The sequence below is a fragment of the Rhodococcus sp. H-CA8f genome (assembly GCF_002501585.1).
Lineage (GTDB): Bacteria > Actinomycetota > Actinomycetes > Mycobacteriales > Mycobacteriaceae > Rhodococcus_F > Rhodococcus_F erythropolis.
This window is the reverse complement of record NZ_CP023721.1, coordinates 26,171-43,368: the sequence shown is the minus strand read 5'-3', so window position 1 is coordinate 43,368 and position 17,198 is coordinate 26,171. Positions and strand designations below refer to the sequence as shown.

Annotated in this window: 26 protein-coding genes; 19 read left to right on the top strand and 7 right to left on the bottom strand. The window is 62.6% G+C overall.

The features are described from left to right. Positions 1 to 88: 88 nt before the first annotated feature. Together CPI83_RS29065 and CPI83_RS29060 are read right to left on the bottom strand one after the other, a co-directional pair. The gene (locus tag CPI83_RS29065; protein WP_232816967.1) at positions 89 to 1,033 is read right to left on the bottom strand and encodes an alpha/beta hydrolase family protein; all 945 of its coding nucleotides are present in this window, start codon (positions 1,031 to 1,033) and stop codon (positions 89 to 91) included. 60 nt (positions 1,034 to 1,093) lie between these two features. Next, positions 1,094 to 2,338, bottom strand: coding sequence for a lipase family protein (locus CPI83_RS29060; protein WP_097388608.1), 1,245 nt, complete (start codon positions 2,336 to 2,338; stop codon positions 1,094 to 1,096). Positions 2,339 to 2,856: 518 nt separating this feature from the next. Between CPI83_RS29060 and CPI83_RS29055 the strand changes: the two genes are divergently transcribed. The 12 genes from CPI83_RS29055 to CPI83_RS29005 all read left to right on the top strand — a co-directional run bounded on the left by CPI83_RS29055 (position 2,857) and on the right by CPI83_RS29005 (position 7,631). Further along, on the top strand, positions 2,857 to 3,087 hold the full coding sequence (locus CPI83_RS29055) for a hypothetical protein (protein ID WP_097388321.1): 231 nt from the start codon (positions 2,857 to 2,859) through the stop codon (positions 3,085 to 3,087). Positions 3,088 to 3,133: 46 nt separating this feature from the next. Beyond that, positions 3,134 to 3,343 carry a hypothetical protein gene (locus CPI83_RS29050; RefSeq protein ID WP_118605424.1) on the top strand — a complete coding sequence of 70 codons (210 nt, stop codon included), beginning with the start codon at positions 3,134 to 3,136 and terminating at the stop codon, positions 3,341 to 3,343. A gap of 271 nt (positions 3,344 to 3,614) precedes the next feature. Continuing rightward, positions 3,615 to 3,782 carry a hypothetical protein gene (locus CPI83_RS30830; RefSeq protein WP_157920647.1) on the top strand — a complete coding sequence of 56 codons (168 nt, stop codon included), beginning with the start codon at positions 3,615 to 3,617 and terminating at the stop codon, positions 3,780 to 3,782. Positions 3,783 to 4,111: 329 nt separating this feature from the next. After that, on the top strand, positions 4,112 to 4,519 hold the full coding sequence (locus tag CPI83_RS29045) for a hypothetical protein (protein ID WP_097388319.1): 408 nt from the start codon (positions 4,112 to 4,114) through the stop codon (positions 4,517 to 4,519). 175 nt (positions 4,520 to 4,694) lie between these two features. Beyond that, positions 4,695 to 4,928 carry a hypothetical protein gene (locus CPI83_RS29040; RefSeq protein ID WP_097388318.1) on the top strand — a complete coding sequence of 78 codons (234 nt, stop codon included), beginning with the start codon at positions 4,695 to 4,697 and terminating at the stop codon, positions 4,926 to 4,928. 101 nt (positions 4,929 to 5,029) lie between these two features. Continuing rightward, complete coding sequence (locus tag CPI83_RS29035; RefSeq protein WP_097388317.1) at positions 5,030 to 5,314, top strand: hypothetical protein; 285 nt, start codon at positions 5,030 to 5,032, stop codon at positions 5,312 to 5,314. 87 nt (positions 5,315 to 5,401) lie between these two features. Continuing rightward, entirely contained in the window at positions 5,402 to 5,629 is a 228-nt protein-coding gene (locus CPI83_RS29030) for a hypothetical protein (RefSeq protein ID WP_097388316.1), read from the top strand. A 186-nt stretch (positions 5,630 to 5,815) separates the two neighbouring features. Continuing rightward, the gene (locus tag CPI83_RS29025; RefSeq protein WP_097388315.1) at positions 5,816 to 6,031 is read left to right on the top strand and encodes a hypothetical protein; all 216 of its coding nucleotides are present in this window, start codon (positions 5,816 to 5,818) and stop codon (positions 6,029 to 6,031) included. A 166-nt stretch (positions 6,032 to 6,197) separates the two neighbouring features. Continuing rightward, positions 6,198 to 6,425 (top strand): hypothetical protein, encoded by a 228-nt coding sequence (locus CPI83_RS29020; RefSeq protein WP_097388314.1) that lies wholly within the window; start codon positions 6,198 to 6,200, stop codon positions 6,423 to 6,425. Between the two features lie 14 nt (positions 6,426 to 6,439). Then, on the top strand, positions 6,440 to 6,694 hold the full coding sequence (locus tag CPI83_RS29015) for a hypothetical protein (protein WP_097388313.1): 255 nt from the start codon (positions 6,440 to 6,442) through the stop codon (positions 6,692 to 6,694). Positions 6,695 to 6,977: 283 nt separating this feature from the next. Next, positions 6,978 to 7,304, top strand: coding sequence for a hypothetical protein (locus CPI83_RS29010; protein ID WP_097388312.1), 327 nt, complete (start codon positions 6,978 to 6,980; stop codon positions 7,302 to 7,304). A 114-nt stretch (positions 7,305 to 7,418) separates the two neighbouring features. After that, positions 7,419 to 7,631: a hypothetical protein gene (locus tag CPI83_RS29005; RefSeq protein WP_097388311.1), complete on the top strand. Its 213-nt coding sequence runs from the start codon at positions 7,419 to 7,421 to the stop codon at positions 7,629 to 7,631. A 189-nt stretch (positions 7,632 to 7,820) separates the two neighbouring features. Here CPI83_RS29005 and CPI83_RS29000 read toward each other — a convergent pair whose 3' ends face one another. After that, complete coding sequence (locus CPI83_RS29000; protein WP_097388310.1) at positions 7,821 to 8,063, bottom strand: hypothetical protein; 243 nt, start codon at positions 8,061 to 8,063, stop codon at positions 7,821 to 7,823. A gap of 5 nt (positions 8,064 to 8,068) precedes the next feature. Beyond that, a complete protein-coding gene (locus CPI83_RS28995) occupies positions 8,069 to 9,016 on the bottom strand; it encodes a helix-turn-helix transcriptional regulator (RefSeq protein ID WP_097388309.1) in 948 nt (315 codons plus the stop codon). A 228-nt stretch (positions 9,017 to 9,244) separates the two neighbouring features. On the opposite strand from CPI83_RS28995, the gene CPI83_RS28990 reads away from it, so the two are divergent. The 4 genes from CPI83_RS28990 to CPI83_RS28975 all read left to right on the top strand — a co-directional run bounded on the left by CPI83_RS28990 (position 9,245) and on the right by CPI83_RS28975 (position 11,324). Next, positions 9,245 to 9,571, top strand: coding sequence for a DUF3846 domain-containing protein (locus CPI83_RS28990; protein ID WP_157920646.1), 327 nt, complete (start codon positions 9,245 to 9,247; stop codon positions 9,569 to 9,571). A gap of 132 nt (positions 9,572 to 9,703) precedes the next feature. Further along, positions 9,704 to 9,937 (top strand): hypothetical protein, encoded by a 234-nt coding sequence (locus CPI83_RS28985; protein ID WP_202975886.1) that lies wholly within the window; start codon positions 9,704 to 9,706, stop codon positions 9,935 to 9,937. Positions 9,938 to 10,048: 111 nt separating this feature from the next. Next, complete coding sequence (locus CPI83_RS28980) at positions 10,049 to 10,660, top strand: hypothetical protein (protein WP_097388307.1); 612 nt, start codon at positions 10,049 to 10,051, stop codon at positions 10,658 to 10,660. Between the two features lie 199 nt (positions 10,661 to 10,859). Next, a complete protein-coding gene (locus tag CPI83_RS28975) occupies positions 10,860 to 11,324 on the top strand; it encodes a hypothetical protein (RefSeq protein ID WP_097388306.1) in 465 nt (154 codons plus the stop codon). 222 nt (positions 11,325 to 11,546) lie between these two features. Here CPI83_RS28975 and CPI83_RS28970 read toward each other — a convergent pair whose 3' ends face one another. The 3 genes from CPI83_RS28970 to CPI83_RS28960 form a co-directional block, all read right to left on the bottom strand. After that, on the bottom strand, positions 11,547 to 12,179 hold the full coding sequence (locus CPI83_RS28970) for a hypothetical protein (RefSeq protein ID WP_097388305.1): 633 nt from the start codon (positions 12,177 to 12,179) through the stop codon (positions 11,547 to 11,549). A 61-nt stretch (positions 12,180 to 12,240) separates the two neighbouring features. Then, entirely contained in the window at positions 12,241 to 12,651 is a 411-nt protein-coding gene (locus CPI83_RS28965; protein WP_097388304.1) for a hypothetical protein, read from the bottom strand. A 92-nt stretch (positions 12,652 to 12,743) separates the two neighbouring features. Continuing rightward, positions 12,744 to 13,067 (bottom strand): hypothetical protein, encoded by a 324-nt coding sequence (locus tag CPI83_RS28960; protein WP_097388303.1) that lies wholly within the window; start codon positions 13,065 to 13,067, stop codon positions 12,744 to 12,746. A 141-nt stretch (positions 13,068 to 13,208) separates the two neighbouring features. On the opposite strand from CPI83_RS28960, the gene CPI83_RS28955 reads away from it, so the two are divergent. From CPI83_RS28955 to CPI83_RS28945, 3 genes are all read left to right on the top strand, one after another. Then, positions 13,209 to 13,370 (top strand): hypothetical protein, encoded by a 162-nt coding sequence (locus tag CPI83_RS28955; protein WP_157920645.1) that lies wholly within the window; start codon positions 13,209 to 13,211, stop codon positions 13,368 to 13,370. 130 nt (positions 13,371 to 13,500) lie between these two features. Then, entirely contained in the window at positions 13,501 to 14,268 is a 768-nt protein-coding gene (locus tag CPI83_RS28950) for a hypothetical protein (protein ID WP_097388301.1), read from the top strand. Positions 14,269 to 14,397: 129 nt separating this feature from the next. After that, positions 14,398 to 17,190, top strand: coding sequence for a hypothetical protein (locus CPI83_RS28945; protein WP_097388300.1), 2,793 nt, complete (start codon positions 14,398 to 14,400; stop codon positions 17,188 to 17,190). The last annotated feature ends 8 nt before the right edge of the window (positions 17,191 to 17,198 follow it).

Sequence of the window (17,198 nt, the reverse complement as noted above, 5' to 3'; positions counted from 1 at the left end):
GATGGGCGGTGTCGCAGTCGATCTGGGTCAGGAAACGACAACGCGCCCCGAACCTGTTCGGTTCGGGGCGCGCGCTGGGCCAGTTGGATCAGTGTGCGTCGAGGGCGTCGAGCAGCATCGGACGAGACTTGGCCAACTCGTCCTGCCAGTAACCCCAACTGTGCGTACCGGCGGCAGGGAAACTGAACTGCGCAGGGATGCCGAGAGTGTCGAGGCGGATCTGGAAGGCGCGGGTCTGAGCGAGGGACAGTGCCTCCAGCGCCATGGCGCTGGCGTTGTTGACGTGTCCGACAATGCCCTTGGGCTGGTCGTGCTGTCCCGGAAGGCCGCTCGCGGCGGAGACGTAGATCGGCAGCCCCTTGAGGGTGGGTGCGAACACGAACGGATCGTTGCGCAGCCAACCGTTGCCCCACGGCGGACCCCACATCGCGTCGACGTTGAAGCGGCCCGCGTCGAGCATCGCGACTCGGATGGCTTCACGCATCGCCGGTGCGGACAGGTTCAGATACCCGGAATACGCTGCTGCGGCTTTGAACTGGTCGCGGTGATGCGCTGCCAGGGACAGGGCGGCGCTACCGCCCATGGAAAGTCCCAGGACCGCGTTGTTGGTGCGGGAGACACCGCGCGTCGCGAGGTAATCGGGCAGGTCCTCGGTGAGGAACGTTTCCCACTTGTACGTCACGCCTTGGCGGTTGAAGTTCGACGGTGCGAGCCAGTCGGTGTAGAAGCTCGACTCACCGCCGACCGGCATGACCAAAGTGACGTCGTCGTCGGCGAACTGGCGCGCGGCGTCGGTTTCGAGGGTCCAACCGTTGACGTCATCGCGGGCGCGGAGACCGTCGAGCAAATACAACGCTGCGTCGCCGCCGCGCGCTGCCCACTGGATCTGAACCTTCACCGGCCCCATCTCGGAGGGAATGAAGACCTCTTCGTATCCTCCGGCGGGCGCCCGATGGTTCGCCGGTGCGGCTGTCGCGGTACCGGCAGCGCCGAACGCGATCGCTCCGGCGAGAACGGTGGCACCGATGCGCATGGCGGTTCGCCGCATGCGGTGCGTGGTGTGTTTGTGCACAGTGATTCCTTTACCTGTCGGTCAGCAGTTGCTGGTCGGGGTGACGCCTGCGAAGCGGTCAGTGAGGAACGAGATGGCGCCGGGAAGACCAACCACGGCCGCGGAGAGGTGGTCCGGACTCCACACCGATTCGGACTGGACCGGGACACCGGCATCGCAGTAGCGGCGCATGGTGGAGGTGATCGCGTCGACGGGGATCAGGACGTCGTCGTTGGCGTGCCATTCGTAGATGGGTGCGTTCGGAACGGAGGTGAGTGCTTCGACACTGTTATCGGCGAAGACGGCCTGGATCGACGGGTCGTCGAGCAGCGCGGTTCCGTTGATGGTGTCTGCGACGGCGGCGATGCTGCGGCCCGCGCCGCCCGCGATGATGTCGTTGGTGCATGCGTTGGCGATCGAATCGCGCAAAGCGACACCTTCCGGATTGAGGTGTTCACTGACGGGCATCTGCTGCGGGTACTCACGTTCGAGTCCCATTGCTGCGGCCATCGCCAACCCGAACACCGGGTGCGGTGCATCGCCGAGGCCCTTCGCCATTTTGCCGATGTTCAGCGGAGCGCCGCCGAAGGCGCTGCCAGCGAGCTCGAGTTCCGGCGCGTACGTCGGTGCGAGCGCCGCGGCCATTGCAGTTGCCATGCCGCCACCGGAGTAACCGGCCAACCCGACAGGACTGTCGGTCAGGGCCAGCGGCGTGTGGTTCTTGACAGCGCGGATCCCGTCGAGGGTGATCTGCCCACCCAGTCGAGCTGCTCCGTACGCGCTGGTCGGCCCCAGGTGATCGGGAATGGCGACGGACCAGCCCTGCTGCAGTGCGCCGTTGAGGGCGGGTGCTTCACGGATCATCAGGTTCGGGTCCGAGGTGTACAGAGCTTGCGACGGTGCGCACTGCAACCCGAGAGCGTTGACGATGTGCTGGAACGAGAGCACTGGGCGAGCGGGTGCGGCGCCGGTGGGGGAGAGAACCGTGGTCACTGCGGCGATGGGAGCGCCCTGTGAGTTCGTGGATCGAAACTTCAGCTGGACGGCGGTGGTGTCGAAGAACAACGCCGGTGGCGGGACGGAGCGGACGGCCAGTACTTCGCCGGGCGCCTTGTCGGCCAGGTCTGCCGGGGCGTTGTAGAAGCCGTCGGTCAATGCTGCCGGGTACACGATCGGTACCGCGCTGGCCGTCGGCGCGGTGACCGTGGCAACGGTGGCGGCGGCTGCCGCTGCGGCGAGGACAGCACCGATCCTTCGGGCGTGTGGTCGGGCAGTACGGGGGCGCATGTGTCGCCTTTCATCGGGGGCTGCATCGACTGCTCCGAGCACGCGCGCGTGTTGCGGGCGAGATGCTAGGGGTAGTCGAATGAGGGGGCGCACTGGTGTGGGCATTCCTCAGGTTCGTGAAATAACTTTAACAACTATCGGATTCGTTTTGTCTGGGTCTGCATGGTGCCCGTAGTCCCTGATCGCCTGATCATTGCTGGCAAATATTTTGTTACGCCAGAGAGGGGGATGGATCACAGTCGCCGTCTGCGGAATCGCTGACCACCTGAAGGTGATTTCCACCAGCGCCCGAGAATATGCGCACTTCAGAGGTGGAAGTGCCTTGTCGCCGTGGCGATGAGCAGGATAAGGGAATTGCACGGGGGAACGCTGCAGTGAACGCCGATGCTCTCGCGTGAACACGACCTGACACGACGACGGCGATCTGAGTTAGCTTGTTGTCAAGCAATTTCCAGCACCCTGCCGCGTCATGCGGCACGGCAAAGACGATCCAATTCCACTACACACGAGGAGCTCCAATGGCGATGGCAGCGAGCAGCAACGTCGGACCGTGGGCGGTGTCCGTCGACTGGCAGAATGCGCACGTCGAAGACACCCGCAACGATGAAGTGTTCACGGCAGCGGTCACGCGATCGGCAGAGGGGTACGAACTCGGTGACGTGTGGACGAACGGCCTTGCCGACTGCACCGCCGACATACCCGCGAAGGTGAAGTCGAAGGCCCGCGCCCTGGTCGCGACACTCGGATGAGCCCGCGCACGTGGAGGGGAAGGCACACCGACAGACAGGGGTGAACGTGATTTCCCACAACAACCAAACCCCCCTCGAAGTCGGCGCCCGCGTGCGGCACCGTGGCCAGCAGTACCCGGAAGCTATCGCGCGAGGGACCGCGACCATCGTCGAGGTCGTCAAACAGCACGCAGTGGACGGCACCTGGGAATACCTCGTCAGAACCGACGCCGGTGAGATCAAGTCCTGGAACATCGTCGACACCCCGATCAGCTGAGTAGAACCAGGCCCGAGTCCCGCAGCTGTCCAGTGCATTCCAAGGGGCGCGGCAGGGGGCCTGCACTACGTGGCATCCATCCCGTCCGTCACCGAGCTGCCGCCAACCTGCTCCTGCGACTTCACCCGCGTGGAATACAGCGGCGAGTGGACCGAAGTCAGGCGGCACATCGAAGACCAGGGTGAATTCGGATCCCTCAACCCGACCCCCGCGATCAATAGTCAATCGAGAAAGCCACCCGCAGAACGAAACACCCACCAGGGATGAAACTGTGACCGAACAAGCCGACGAACAAATGGCCCACAACACCGACAGATCCGGCGCCGGAACCGTGCCGGTCATCGGATACCCACAACCCGGGGACGAACACAACTGGCACGTCGCAACCGCCGACGAGATCGACGCCTACACCACCTACTGGAACAGCCAGCCAGATTAGCTGCGCACACAATCACGCGAAAGTCGGTGAGACCGCACCCGTACCCCGGGCACGGGCAAGCGTCACGAGACATGAGTATCGTCCGTGCCGCAGCAACTTTCGCACCCGACCATAGGTGACTGAAGTGTCATATCGTCAGGGATGCTCGTGAGCGGCGCACGCCCACACACACACGTAAAGCGAAAGAGCACAGAACATGCCGAATTCAGTCCAGCCGCCGACGCCGTCTGACAGTGAACTCGCCGACTACGACCCTGATACCTGCGACGCGCCGGACTGCGAGAACTCCCTCGACGACGGAGAAGGGTACGACGGGTACTGCGGCTCCCATGCTGACCAACGCGAAACCTCAGGCGCACAAAGCGCGTAGTCAAATCAGCCCCGCTCATCACCTCGGCGAAGGTGCCACGTATCCAACGCAGCACAACGAAACCGCACAGAACTTCGCCGCGCTGACCAACACGCAGATCGACACACAGATCGAGACTGGCAGGAGAAAGTCCATGGCATTCGAAGTACCGAAATTGACCGACCGCCAACAAGAGGTCATCAGCCACTGGCAGTCCTTCAATGTGCCAGGTCAATGGCTGATCGGACAGCCCGACAAAGACGGTGTCGTCGAAGCAATCATGAAGGGCGAGAACATCGAATGGTCATTGACCATCGAACCGTTCGGCGAGTCCGCCGAATCCTCCCGTGAACCTGGCGGCACGTGGGTGGACGGAATCACCGTATAGCGGCCGACCTGAGTGTTCGTGGCAACCTGGGTGCCCGGGATCGCCCGGAATCAGCCACAGTGACACAGCGAGACAGCGAATCCGGTCAACGGCGCCACCATCGCGAAACGACAACGCCCACTGCGGCGTACAGCACCGACGACGCGCATCGACAAGAATCAACAGGAGACCCGACATGGCATTCGACATATCAGCGCTCAATCCCAAGCAACAGGAAGTCGTCGCCTTCTGGCAGGGGTACAACGTGCCCGGGGAGTGGAGACTCGGAGCAACCGACGAACGCGGCGCGACTGAAGTATTCATGAAGGGCGACGGCTTCGAATGGTCAATCTTGATCGAACCGAACGGTGAGATGGCCACCCAAGAACGCCGAGACGGCGGGGAATGGGAAACCGGTATCGAGATCTGACGACAGCCCCTGTTGCTGAACCGGTCGCGAGGATTCCACAGCACCGCAACCGAAGAATCGTCTCACCATTCCTTGACCTGATACCGAGGAGCACCCCCACTATGTCCGATCTCTTCGCCACCGACCCCACCGGCCGACGTCACGCCCAGCAGAACGGCAACCCGTCGAACCCAGCGTCGCTGCAATTCCTGTTCGACGACTGGTATTACGGCAACAAGAACGTCGGTCCTGATCAGCTGGCAGCACTGTGCAACCTTCCCACCGAAACCATCCAGCCAGCACTCGACAAAGCCTTCGAACAGGTCGAGGACGAAGTGTGGAAGGTGCTCAACGGGATCCGCGAGAACGCCACCTCAGCGCTCCTCGCAGAGGTCGGCGATCACTGATCCTCCGTCCTGACATTAGGACGCAGACGCATGCGTGCGTCAGTCCCGCAGCATTCAGGGTCGTATCCCACAGAAGGAAGGAACCGAATGAAGTTCTACGCCACTATGGACGGCATCCAACTTCAAGTCTTTAATGTCCGTAAACCCAACGGGCGCAGTCACAAAATTGACGGCGACGCAGGCGACGGTGAATCCGTCACCTCCTGTGGACTGGAACTGACAGAGGAGTTCACCGCCGCAGGGAACGGCATCACATGCACGGCATGCGGTGAGGCAATCAGGAAGTCTATGGCAGCAGTCGACGCGGCGAAGTAAGCATAGCCGTCGCGCGGCGCAATCCGACACAGCGAAGCCAAGCGGCACTACCATTTCCGGTAGTCGTTGGGATACAACACAATTGCGGCCAATGTATCAGCGTGCCGGGACACTACCGTTCTCGGCAACTCACAGACCGACCCGGCACGCGGGCGGTCCTCGACGCGTCAACAAAGGGGAAAGAACATGAGCAACACCAAGACGTTCACCGTCAACGGCCTCAAGGATGGCGGAGACCCATCGACCACCCTGTACGACGCCACCTGTGACGGAACCGGCATCGTCATCGCCGCAATGACCGGCCAGTTCAAGGCCGGGGAGACCTACACCTGGATAATCACCGAGGCGCCCCACAAGTACAACGGCGTGGACGTCTACTTCCTCGCGGCGCCCAGCTTCTAGCTACGGTCGACTGGATCGGCGTTTCTCCCGCACTCGGAGCGGGAGGGGCCGGTCACATCGCACTGCGATGCGACCGGCCCGCAATTCGGTGTAACCGCAACATGATCCGTAGCATCATCGCCGCCGGTTCCGCGCCGAAACTGATGTCCCGCTGTAGGATCCGAGAATGGACAAGCAACAGGCATTGCACGAACTGCAGGCATGGCTCGAGCAGTTGGACCGAGAATTCCAAACCTCAGGCGGGCCGGTCGATCGGACCAACCTGGTGGTCGCGAGAGAGTACGCACTCCTGACTCGCGCAGCGTTGGACGCCGGTGCCACCGAGCACGACATCGACGCGATCTTCGACCGACTCAAAGCCAAGAACATCGCCCAGGCACTGACCACCAGCTGACCGAGGATCGGCCGATGGCCAACCACGACAACCGGATCCAACTTCCCATCGGGACACGAATCTTCAGCAAAGGCGAACGCTACCCCGAAGCGCGGTGGGAAGGGACCGCGACCATCACCGAAGTCGTCCGTCAGTGCACGGACGACACCTGGGAATACCGAGTCCGCGACGACAACGGCGGCACCCGCGTGGTAAACATCGTGGGCATTCCCGTCAGTGAGGAGACACGAAAGTTCTTCGACGACTACGCCCGCGGGATGCTCGACTGAAATCGGAAATCGGCTGCGTTCGGCACTGTCCGACCTCCCCATGGCCAGCGCACTCGAAGTGCGGCCTCCACTGCATCATGCGTGTGGAGGCGAGTTTTTGTTGCCCACATGGTTAGTGCGTGTCCCTGGCCGGATCGGTGCGGCGTGCGGGCACGTTGTGTGGCCGATCGCCGTGTCCGCAAACGGTGAACCAAACATCGTGAGCCCTGTCGTCTCGGCAAAAGTGGGATTGACATAGTGACGGCCGTAAGAGTTGCCTGCGCCTGCGGGGTGCGTTGTAGCCGTGCAGGTTTGGGTGAGCGATCAGGGCGCCGCGCACGCTACGTTCACGCTCGAATCGGCTGCGACTCCCTCAACAGTCGGAGGTGAGGGCAGCCACGACCAACGAGTGGGGATGCGCGCGATGAAAGCCATGTACAACCGTGAGACGAAGAACCTATGGATCCAACACGACAATGGGTCAGTTGACGAGCTGGGCACCGCAGCAACCAAGCTGATCGCGTACGACAAGGTCGCCGAAGCCGGATACATACGCAGCACCGACTGGCGACTATGCGGGGATGGAATGCCGTTTCGGGAGATGGTGATTACGCCCAAACCTGCTCAGTGATCGTCAGAGGTCTCGTCGACCACGTGCCGCGTGAGCGGCGCGGCGACGTGGAACGATGACGACGAGCGCCGTCACCTACGCCACAATTCAGTGATAAACGGATAGGAGTGCAGGATGCATTACGACCACCAAGCGATCATGGACGCGGGCGAGGACCTCGGGGAGGGCTGGAAAAAGGCAGTCATCACGCTCGCGGAGGGCGACTCGGCCTACTCGGGCGTCTCCTCGAAGTGGGATTACTCGGGGCCAGGCGTCGTGGTGTACCGAATGCACCCGTCCGGCTGGGAGATCTCACCATCCGACGAGGTCGGTCGGCGCTACCTCTGACTGCGCTGCTGACGGAGGGTAGACGAACTTCCTCCCACACGCAGCCAGCACAAGAATCGAGCACCACCCAAAGCTGTTCAGGGTGGTGCTCGATTCGCTTGTCAGAGAGCCTATTTTCTGTTGACTGTCCCGTGAAGTGGACTTTCGTCGATGTGTTCGAGCGTTCGGATGCCCTCCACTGCAGACATTTCAGTCGCCTTCGATCGTGACGGGCTGATCTGGCCAGAGCCAGACCGTGTAGTTTGCTCCGTCCCGTCTGACGAGCATGTTGATCGTGTCGCGCTCGACGTCGTAGTTGTCGGCCCCGTCGTGATCGGCTTTGTGGGGTCTGTCGAGGGTGATGACGGTGAACGTGTGTCCGCCGAGCCATTCTGCGGGCGGCGTGAATACGTCGCCGACCACGAGGTCTTCGGCGTTCTTGATGGTGGACATACGATTTACCCCTTGCTGGATGCGTCGCCGATGCCGCGGTCCAGCATTTTTTGGATGAGATCGGCTGGGGTTGTGGCGGAGTACCGAGGGACGCCGGGATAACTGTTCTTGATGTAATTGAGGGCCGCGCGAATGTTCTCGTCGGTACTTGGCGACCGCTTGGCACCGTCAGCGCGTTCGGTGAAGTCGCGGAACGAGGACGGGATCACTGTGGCCGACGATGAGGATTCGAAGACAGGTTCGGGTGCACGCTCCGCGTCGACCGGGATTCGCACGCGTCCTTGAGTGCGGAGGGTCTCGAGGAACCACTTGAGTATGTCTTCCCCGCGTCGAGGGTCCAGAGAGCTGATGACCAGTTCCTGGACAAGGCCCGTGTGCGGGAATTCCTCGGCGTCGACCGGACTGGTGCCCGATTCCCCGAGTCGTTCAGGAACGCTCGTGTGGATCGACTCGGTGGTGCGAATGGTGTCGCTGAGGTACTCCCATCGGCTCGTGTAGACGGTGACCGTCGAAGGAACGGCAGGTGTGTCGAGTTCAAGGGTGTGCTTTCGGAACTCGCTGCTTACGTTGCTGATTCGGTTTGCGGTCTCGACATACCGATCGGCGGCGCCTTCCGTGGTGTAGACGCCGACGACACCGGCTCCTGGAAGCCCTGCATTGAGGTATTGCTGGCTGTCGTCAGGGTCGCATTCGTTGACGACCACGTACACGTCCGGAGATGGAAACGTGTCAGCGCCGCCGAGGTACCCGGCGCTCGCAAGGGCGGCAGAGAGGACGGCACTGTGCGGGATCTCGAGCACATCGGAGATCTTTCGCAGGGTCGCTGGTTGCGGGAGGCTCGTGTCCCACCGCGCCAGCGTCGAGCGGCTCACCCCGACCATTTCGCTGAACTCGGACTTGCCGAGGCCGCGTGCAGTCAGGGCCTTCTCGATCACGGTTGTGAGGTTGTCCATCGTTGCTCCTCGGCTTGTCGCGGACGTGCGGCTGATTCGCGGGTTCCTTCCGCATGGGCACTCGAAATGAATGTAACGCAATTCGACCCTCGATGTCGCGCCAGGCGCAACAAATGGCGCGCATCGGGCTTCATGATGCTGTACCGTCGGGCTGATAAGGGAAAGCAGCGTCGGTCGTCGGAGTCGACGGCATGCGAGGAATGGGGATTGGAAATGCCTGTACACGGCATGCGGATTGACGTTGACGGCACAGCTGGGGAGGTCGAATTGGGTGCCGACTCAAACGGTGTCGACGGCGCTCTCCGGGACGTCATCAAGTGCGACGCAGTCCGCCCCTTGTTCCTTGCTCCCGAGATCGTCCTGTGGCTGAACGAAGATGCGATCCCCACAGGCGGTCTGGCACTCAATCAACGTGCCACTGCTATCGCGGCGTCGCACGGCTTCACGGCTTCACCATGCTTCGGCGTTGCGGTGCTCACCGGACTCGACGGAGACGACGTCGTCAGCCTCACGGACGAGCAGAAGAGTTCCCTGCTGGAAATAGCGCACACCTAGAGCCGACTGCTGACCTTCGGCGCCGAGGGTATCGGCCGCGCTTCACGCGATTGGGTAGATGCACTGGGGGCGTGGGCGATACGGTGACATAACACTCGCCGCTCCACCGACTGAAGAGAGAAGTGTTCGCAAATGGCTGATGATGTGGAACCGCCCGTTTGTTTGGACCGCGATACGAGTGATTGCCGCGGGGTCGTCGAGTACCGAACTGCGTTGTCCGCCACGGGCAAGTCGTTCCCTCGGTGTGACAAACACTGGGAAGAGCGGTTGGTGCGAGACGAAGAGATTCGCGCCAGGTATCCCGAGCAGGCGCCCCCTGATTTCGATCCGACCTACGCCGGTGAGCGGTGGGACGAGGACTACTAGGGCCCCCAGGGCATCGGTCGTTGGGGGAAGTGGGCGCCACCGGTCTCGGTGGTGCCCCTTGTCGTACCCCGCCCAATTGACTTACGAGCAAAACGCTCGTAAGTTTGTCTCATGGCCAGTGAACCAACGAACGGCAATCCGTCCGGCGAGGACAATGATCATCCGAATTCCCTTGGCTTACTGAGCGAATTCCTCTGGCCGATCGAGAAAGTGGCCGACCACTGGGGAGTCTCACAATCACGCGCCCGTGCACTACTGGCCAGTCGCCGCATCAAACGGGTCAGCGGATACCCGGCAGACCAAGTTCGAGGTCTCATCCGCCGCCAGGGCGCACGGACCGACCAGCGGCCCTCTACGCCCGCGTCGATGCCTGAGACGGAATACGTGGTGCGATCCCCTCTTCAAGGCCCACAACCGGCCCGAGTCGACTCGCAGCGCTCACGGCCGAAGCCGTTGCCCCCACAAGCCAAAGCAGCGCTCGGACCGATCCCATCCATGATCATGGAGTGCCTCGCAGACGGCGAAGTATGGACACCCACTCGCATAGCGGTCACGGTAGACCCGAGCCGATCCAGCGAAGAATCCAACATCGGGATGCGAGATCTCGTAGTGGGCGGCATGTTCCACCTGGACCAAAACGGTTACGCTGTCAACGAATCCGATGACGGCTGGCAAATCACCGAAGCGGGCCGCAACATCATCGGAACGCCACCGGAGACGTGATGCGCAGCGCCGAACCTTCCCACTGCGCCGGTGGCATCCCCCACCTGCGGATGCACCCAAAACATGGACGACCATGCGGCACGGCGTCGCGTCCAGCAACTCGGTGGCCTCGCCAGGCGATGACACGGCGCCAATCCACCGCTTACGTCGATCACCTGCCGCCGCCAGGGCGTTGTGGGCGACTCCGAAAGGAAACACCATGAGCACCACCGGTAATCACCTGGAATGGGCTGTTCCCGGCGCGGCCGTCGCCGCGATCTACTCGTCAAGCGGAGCCGTCACATCGGTCCAGCGCGGCACTATCACCAAGGTGCTCACCCGTGACGTCGTCGTAGACTTCCCGCGAACTGGCGAAGAACGTTGGTCCAACCAGTCCGTTGGGGGCGAGCGCTACGTGCGGATAATGAAGGGTTGGGACGGCCAGAAAGCCGTACTCGCCCCGCCGGAAGGCGCCGATGTCGTCGACGCAATCAACTACATCCGCTCGGTGAAGGCAGGGCGAGCTGTTCGCGCCGCCTACGAAGCGTTCCTGGCGTCGAAGGGGTCCTCGGCGAACCTCGAGACCCTGGACGCTTTGATCGCTGCCGCCCAGCAGGCGCGTGAACCTATCGCTCGCGCAGCCCAGACGGAAGCCGAGAAGGCGGCTCGGTCGTGGCTGAAGTGAAGTAGGCGAGCGAGAATCATGGCCACCCGGTGGCGGCTAGCCGGACGTCTCAGCATTCGAGTCTCCACTCTCGGAGTACGCCACCGGACGTGGGAAATGCGCTCCGATTCGTTCGATGTAAGTCCATCCCGGGTGGTGCATCGGCTCACCCGCTGCGAACTGGTTCGGCCCTCGACTTCGATGCGAAGTCGAGGGCCGTTCTGTGTGCGGTCAGACTAAGGGTCATCTGCGGGGCTGGGCGCGCTCAGGGTCCGGCCCCAGGTAACCGACAGGGCCACCGCTGAGGGTGATGATGCGCGAATGCATGAGTTCACGGACTCGGCGTCCCAGGTCCGCAACCTCGGAAACCTGCACAACCCTCCCATCGGCCTGTAGCCGCGCCAGGAGTCGGCCGTCGAAGTGGTGGCGCACTGTGCGCTTTCCGGACGGCAGCTGGGCGATGTGAGCGGTGATGAGAAAGGTCGCTACGGGGATGGTGGCGATCGTGACGACGAACAGTTTGTTGTCGACGACACGCGCCGGGTCGCAGCGCCACCACCGGAGGCTGGTGTCGCAGATTTCTTCGTTGTCCATCGATGTGTGAAACCCGATGACTGTGCGGTCGTCGTCATCGGATGCGGGTTGCGGGCTGTCGGTGCGCAACACGGTCAGTTCGCCTGAGGTGACCGAGAGCAGAGGCCGGTCGGAGAGGGCGGAGACGCGTTCGGTTGAGATGGGGAGGTCGAGAATCCCGGTGTGGACAAGTTTGTCGAGCGCCGTGGGGGAGAGGCCGAGCTTGGTTGCCGCGTCGGTTCTGGTCATCGTCGGCGAGGGGGTCGGGGTGTTGCTGATCGTTGTGAAGGTGGGCAGCGGCATGGGTGTTCCTTTGCCAGGCAGGTCAGTTCGTACGTGAAGGATCGTCCGTCGAGTGTGCGTGTCAGGTGTTGTCGGTCCACTTGACGGTGGTGATGCTCCACGAGCGGCAGTCGATCTGTCGCGTTGGGGAGTGAAAGAGGTAGGGGCACAGGATCTGGACGTGATCTCCGTTGACGTCGATGATTGGGTTCACGATATGACCGTCGTGGACGGTGGGGCGCAGGGGGATCGTGATGCCGAGCCCGACAGGGATGATGATCCGTTCGGGGATGTGCACGTTGCCCGGTGCGAGGTATGCCGGTTCCGCCAGGCGTTGCCACCCAGTCCTGCCGGTCCGGTCCGGGAACTCGACGGTGTCTATCTCCGTCACGACGAGTTGGTGACCGCTGAGGCGAGAGTTGAGATCGCCGACCAGCGCGGTGTAGTCGCGGCCCTCGGTGATGACCCAAGTGCCTTGTGTCGTGGGGCTCATTTGCGAAGTTCTCCTGGTTGATGGTCGCGTGGAAGCGCGTTGCGAAGGGCGTCGGCGGGTCTGGCGATTCCGGCAGCCCGCCGCGGATAGTGCTACTTCTCGTTTTTCCAGGTGGAGGGCAACCGTTGGAAGAGTCCGCGGCTGGATTGGGGTTGGTCGAGGCGTCGGGCGGTGAGGAAATCCTGGATCAACTTGTGGAGCTTCGTCGTGTAGTTCCGGGTGGTTTGGTCGACCTCGGGTGAGACGGATGCGGCGATGAGGGAAGCGAGGAATGGTGCGACTTCTTCGTCGGCGAGGGTGGGAACGAGTCCGGGGATGCTCTGCCCGAAGTGCGGTTCGATGTCCGGGTACTCGTGGGCGAGCGCTGTCAGGCCTGCTGAGTAGTTGTCGAAGTAGTCGGACGTGTTCTCGCTCATCGGGTTTCCTTCGCTTGGTTGGCGTGCAGTGGATGGTGGGCGCGTCCGCTGAACATACCCGCGAGTGTAGACGCTCCGTTACACTCATGTGTGAGTATCCATGCCGCAGACGGCGCAGAAGACAAGACGAAGAGGGCAATCATGGCAAGTGACGCGAACACGGAAAAGATCGCCCGCTACATCGCGGAAGCGAAAGTGAAGGGGCTTGAACTCAGGGAAAGTGATTTCAAGGAACGCGACGGAGATCTCACCCTTGACAGCATGGATCCGAGTGAATGGATCGCCGCGATGACGATGGACTGACAGCTCATCCGTCGGTATCGGATTCGAACTAGAATCCGAATAGTGAAGGGCGGGAACAATTCCCATATTCACGTACCAGAGCAGCTCATTGCCGTAGCGGCGTGGAAAAATTGATTTGAGGGTGGGGAACATGGCCGAGTGGTCGACATGGATTCAACTAGTACTTTCAGCTGGCCTCGGAGGTGGCATCACCGGGAGCGCGGCGTTCTACGCCGCACGATTCACCGGGAAGACCGCAACCGTGAACGCGGAAAAAGACCGCGATCACCAAACGGCGATCAAACAGAAGGAACTCGACGCCAAGCAGCACAGCGAAACGCTGACGCGCGCCGTGGACTTGGTTGCAGATGTTGTATCCACAACGACAAAGATCGAGCGCGACCGGCTCACACCGATGAATCTTCAACTGAGGGAATATCGAGAAATCTTCGCTCGGCAAGCTGCCATTGAGCCGGAGTTTTCCAATCCTGCCAACAATTTTGGCAACAGGGGCGAAACACCCGATGAACGGCGTCTGCAACAGATTCGTAGGGAGAGTGACCGCCTCACCCTGCGCATTGCCCGGGTTGCGGAAGAGTACAGGGATGCGGCTGGCGCGGCCAAATTCACGCTGGCGGAGTTCGATCTGGCTCTCGTCCGCGCAGCACTCCTGACGCCATCACAGGTGTCTGCTCGAATCAAAGAACTCCAGAAGGCGATCGCCGAACTCGCTGAGGATCTGCCGGATAAACCTTTCGACGAGGACGACGCAACAGAGATTGATCTCGATTCGATCGATAGCGCGAAAGCCGCACTCATCGAAGCGACAGAAACTTGGATAGGCGGGGTCAATACGGGGAGCTTCCCCGTCCAAATCGGAGTGAACGACGACGTAGACACACCATCCCGCGGCCACTGAATCGCATTGCCTGGGTCAGCTGCGAAGCGCCACCAACCCACTCGCAGCTGACCTGAATGCGCACCGACACAAAAGATCGACACCGCCTACCACTCGACTCGACGGCCTGCCCCCAATGAGGAGACATCGATGCCCACCGACGGCACCTTCGACGAACTCGTCACCCGCGGCGGACGCGACGCCGCCGAAACGAAACGCGCCGTCGCCACGCGGCGCGCCGACCTCGCCCGCACGATGCGCAGTGCCCAAGCGCGGCACGAAGAACTGCGCGAGGAACTGGAACGCCGTCGCTGCGAACTGGAAGCTGACTTCGCGCGGCAGAGAGCAGAACTGGACGCACAGATCTCGCCGATGAAGCAGCAACTCGCACGGATGCAGGAAATGATGTGGACGGTCGATCTGTACCTCGGCCGCGACGAGCACGTCGAATTGATCCGCGACGGAGCCCCCGCCGCAGCCGACACCCCGATCACCATCCGCCAACGAGTACTGGTGATGGCCGAGGAATCTCTCGTCCTGATGGACCGCCGGTCCACGGGCATGGACGCACGAGACCTGGACGCGTTCACCGAGTGGATCACCGCCGACCCGGCGAACTTGGACCGAGTACTGCCCGAACAGCGTGGTGTCGTGGTGCTGGTCCCGACACGGGTGCGCAGCGATTCCGGCAGCGCGTTCGAAGACGAGGCCCGGGACGCTGAGAACTCCCGCTCGTGGTGGCTGCTGCGCAACGGCGAGAAGCTCTACCTACTGACAGCGGACATCACCGTCGGCGACCGAGTATTGCCTCGTCGCGCTGAGTTCGTGGAAGTGTTCGATCGGCGACTGTTCGGCTTCGGCCGCGCAGCCGGGGAGCCGCTGGTTCCCGGCTCCGACGAGTGGATGAAACTGGAACGGCAGGCCGACGCCCGTCGTCGTCACTACATGCGAATCATGCTGGTGCTGCAGGGAATCGTCGAACGCACCCCGGTCTGGCATCCACTGCCCCCGGCGGGGGTGAATCTGCTGACCGTCGAGGCGCAGGACAGCGGCACAGTCGTCCTCATTCAGGACGATGAGACGTCCATCCAGCTGGGCGACGGCCGCGAGTCGTTCGGACAGTGGCAACGGCGATTGAACGCGAAGATGCGCCCCGGGATGCGGATCATCGGAGACTGGCACGCGTCGGCGTTCGACGACCTGCGGCGGGACGGTGATGGCCGGTACCGCGCCGCTCGGCATCCGCGGTTGCACCCGCGGAGCGTCGGATGCGTCCCCGAATCCGGTGTGCCGCACCTGATCGAGGACCGCCGAGACGGAGGTGTCATCGTTCGCTACACCCGCACCGACACGGTGTGGAAGCGCGATGTCCCGATCCCCGACCGGCCTGGATACGTCTACGGCGGAGAAATGCCGGTGACCCCGTCGTCCCGTGCATCATGCCTGGTGCTGCCCACCGATTCGTGGGTGCTGCCGTTCGACCTCGCCACCCGGGAGGAACTGCAGTACTACCTCAACAGTCGCGACGATCGCAGCGCCCACTTCCTGACGATGGTGCCGACTCTACGATCGGCGATCGCAGCGAAAGACTCAGAGGCCCAGACGGAGGGCCCGTTTCGTGTGCTGCTGGCGGCGCAACTGATCGATGCCGGGGCTGAGCCCGAAACGGTCGACGGTGTGCTCGACGAGCTGGTGCACTGGTGGAAACTCGCGAACACGTGGGCGAAGCCGTTGAATGGAAACCCCACCCACGAAGGCCGAGCTGTCCGGCAGATCCTCGCCGAATACCGCTCCCGGCGTTCACACGACGCCGACCCGTCGACGGCGACGATCATCGCGGCCGGGCGCGCCGTCCCCGGAGCGGTGTGCGTGGCACGCAACAGGAAAGGGGCCTGGCACGTCTACGCGGCATCCTCGCCCGCGCACGATCCTCACGTGTTCCTCGACATCACCCCGATCGACGCCGACGGCACATTGGGGACAACAGAGCGCTGGCAGCACCTTCCTGTGCGTAGTGCGACGCTACTGCGGCCAGGATGGGCGCACGAAGACTGGGAGCGTTGGAATTTCGCCGCAAACCCGATGCATTACCTCACCGGCCCCGAACGGGAAGCGGTGATCGCGGAAGCCTGCGCGCAGTCCGCCGCGATCGCGCTGTGCATCACCGAAACCCACGACAAGCGGCGCCCGTCCTCGCGGCAGCTGATCTCGTACTCCTGGACGAACCCGCTACCGCCCGAGGAAACGCCGCTGCGCGAGCAGGGGCTGCGTAAATACCGCAACATCGACGACGACCTCATTACCGCGCGTACATTCCAGATCACAAAGGACCGCAACGGTGTTCACCTGACCGAAGAGCGCGGGAATCGGTACGGCCCGTCGTTCGTTCAGTACTCCGCCTCCCCGGACGATCCGTCGTGGCCACGGTTCGACAAAGTCGGCATCCCCTGGTGGCCGGAGAGCGCCACACGATACGGCGACGTCCGTGCCCGACTCGCGTGGGCCGACGTGGACGCACTCGCGCGGGTAGACGCCTGGACCGGCAGAGTTGCCGCCGCCGCAGCGAAAGAGCGTGAACGCGCCCAAGCTGAGAACGCGGTGGTGGACCAGTACGTCAAGGCTGTGTCCGAAGTGATCAGAGCTGAGCAGACCGCCACCGCCAGGAGACGATTCGACGAGGACTACGGCACCGGGGCCGAGGATCTCTGGCAGCCGCACCTCGAGACTCTCAAGCTGGGCGACCCAATCCACCCCAGGAACCTGTGGGGGCTGATCTCGATCGCCCGCGCTCATGATCACCCGGTTGAAGGACAAACGTTGTCGGTGCTCGACGCCCACGCCCGCAGCCATCGGTACCAGGCGCCGGGGGAGTGGCATCCCGGTCGGCAGATCGACCTCGCGGGATTCGGGCATGTCGAGGTCCCGTGCCTCGTGGATCCGTAGAGGTGCTG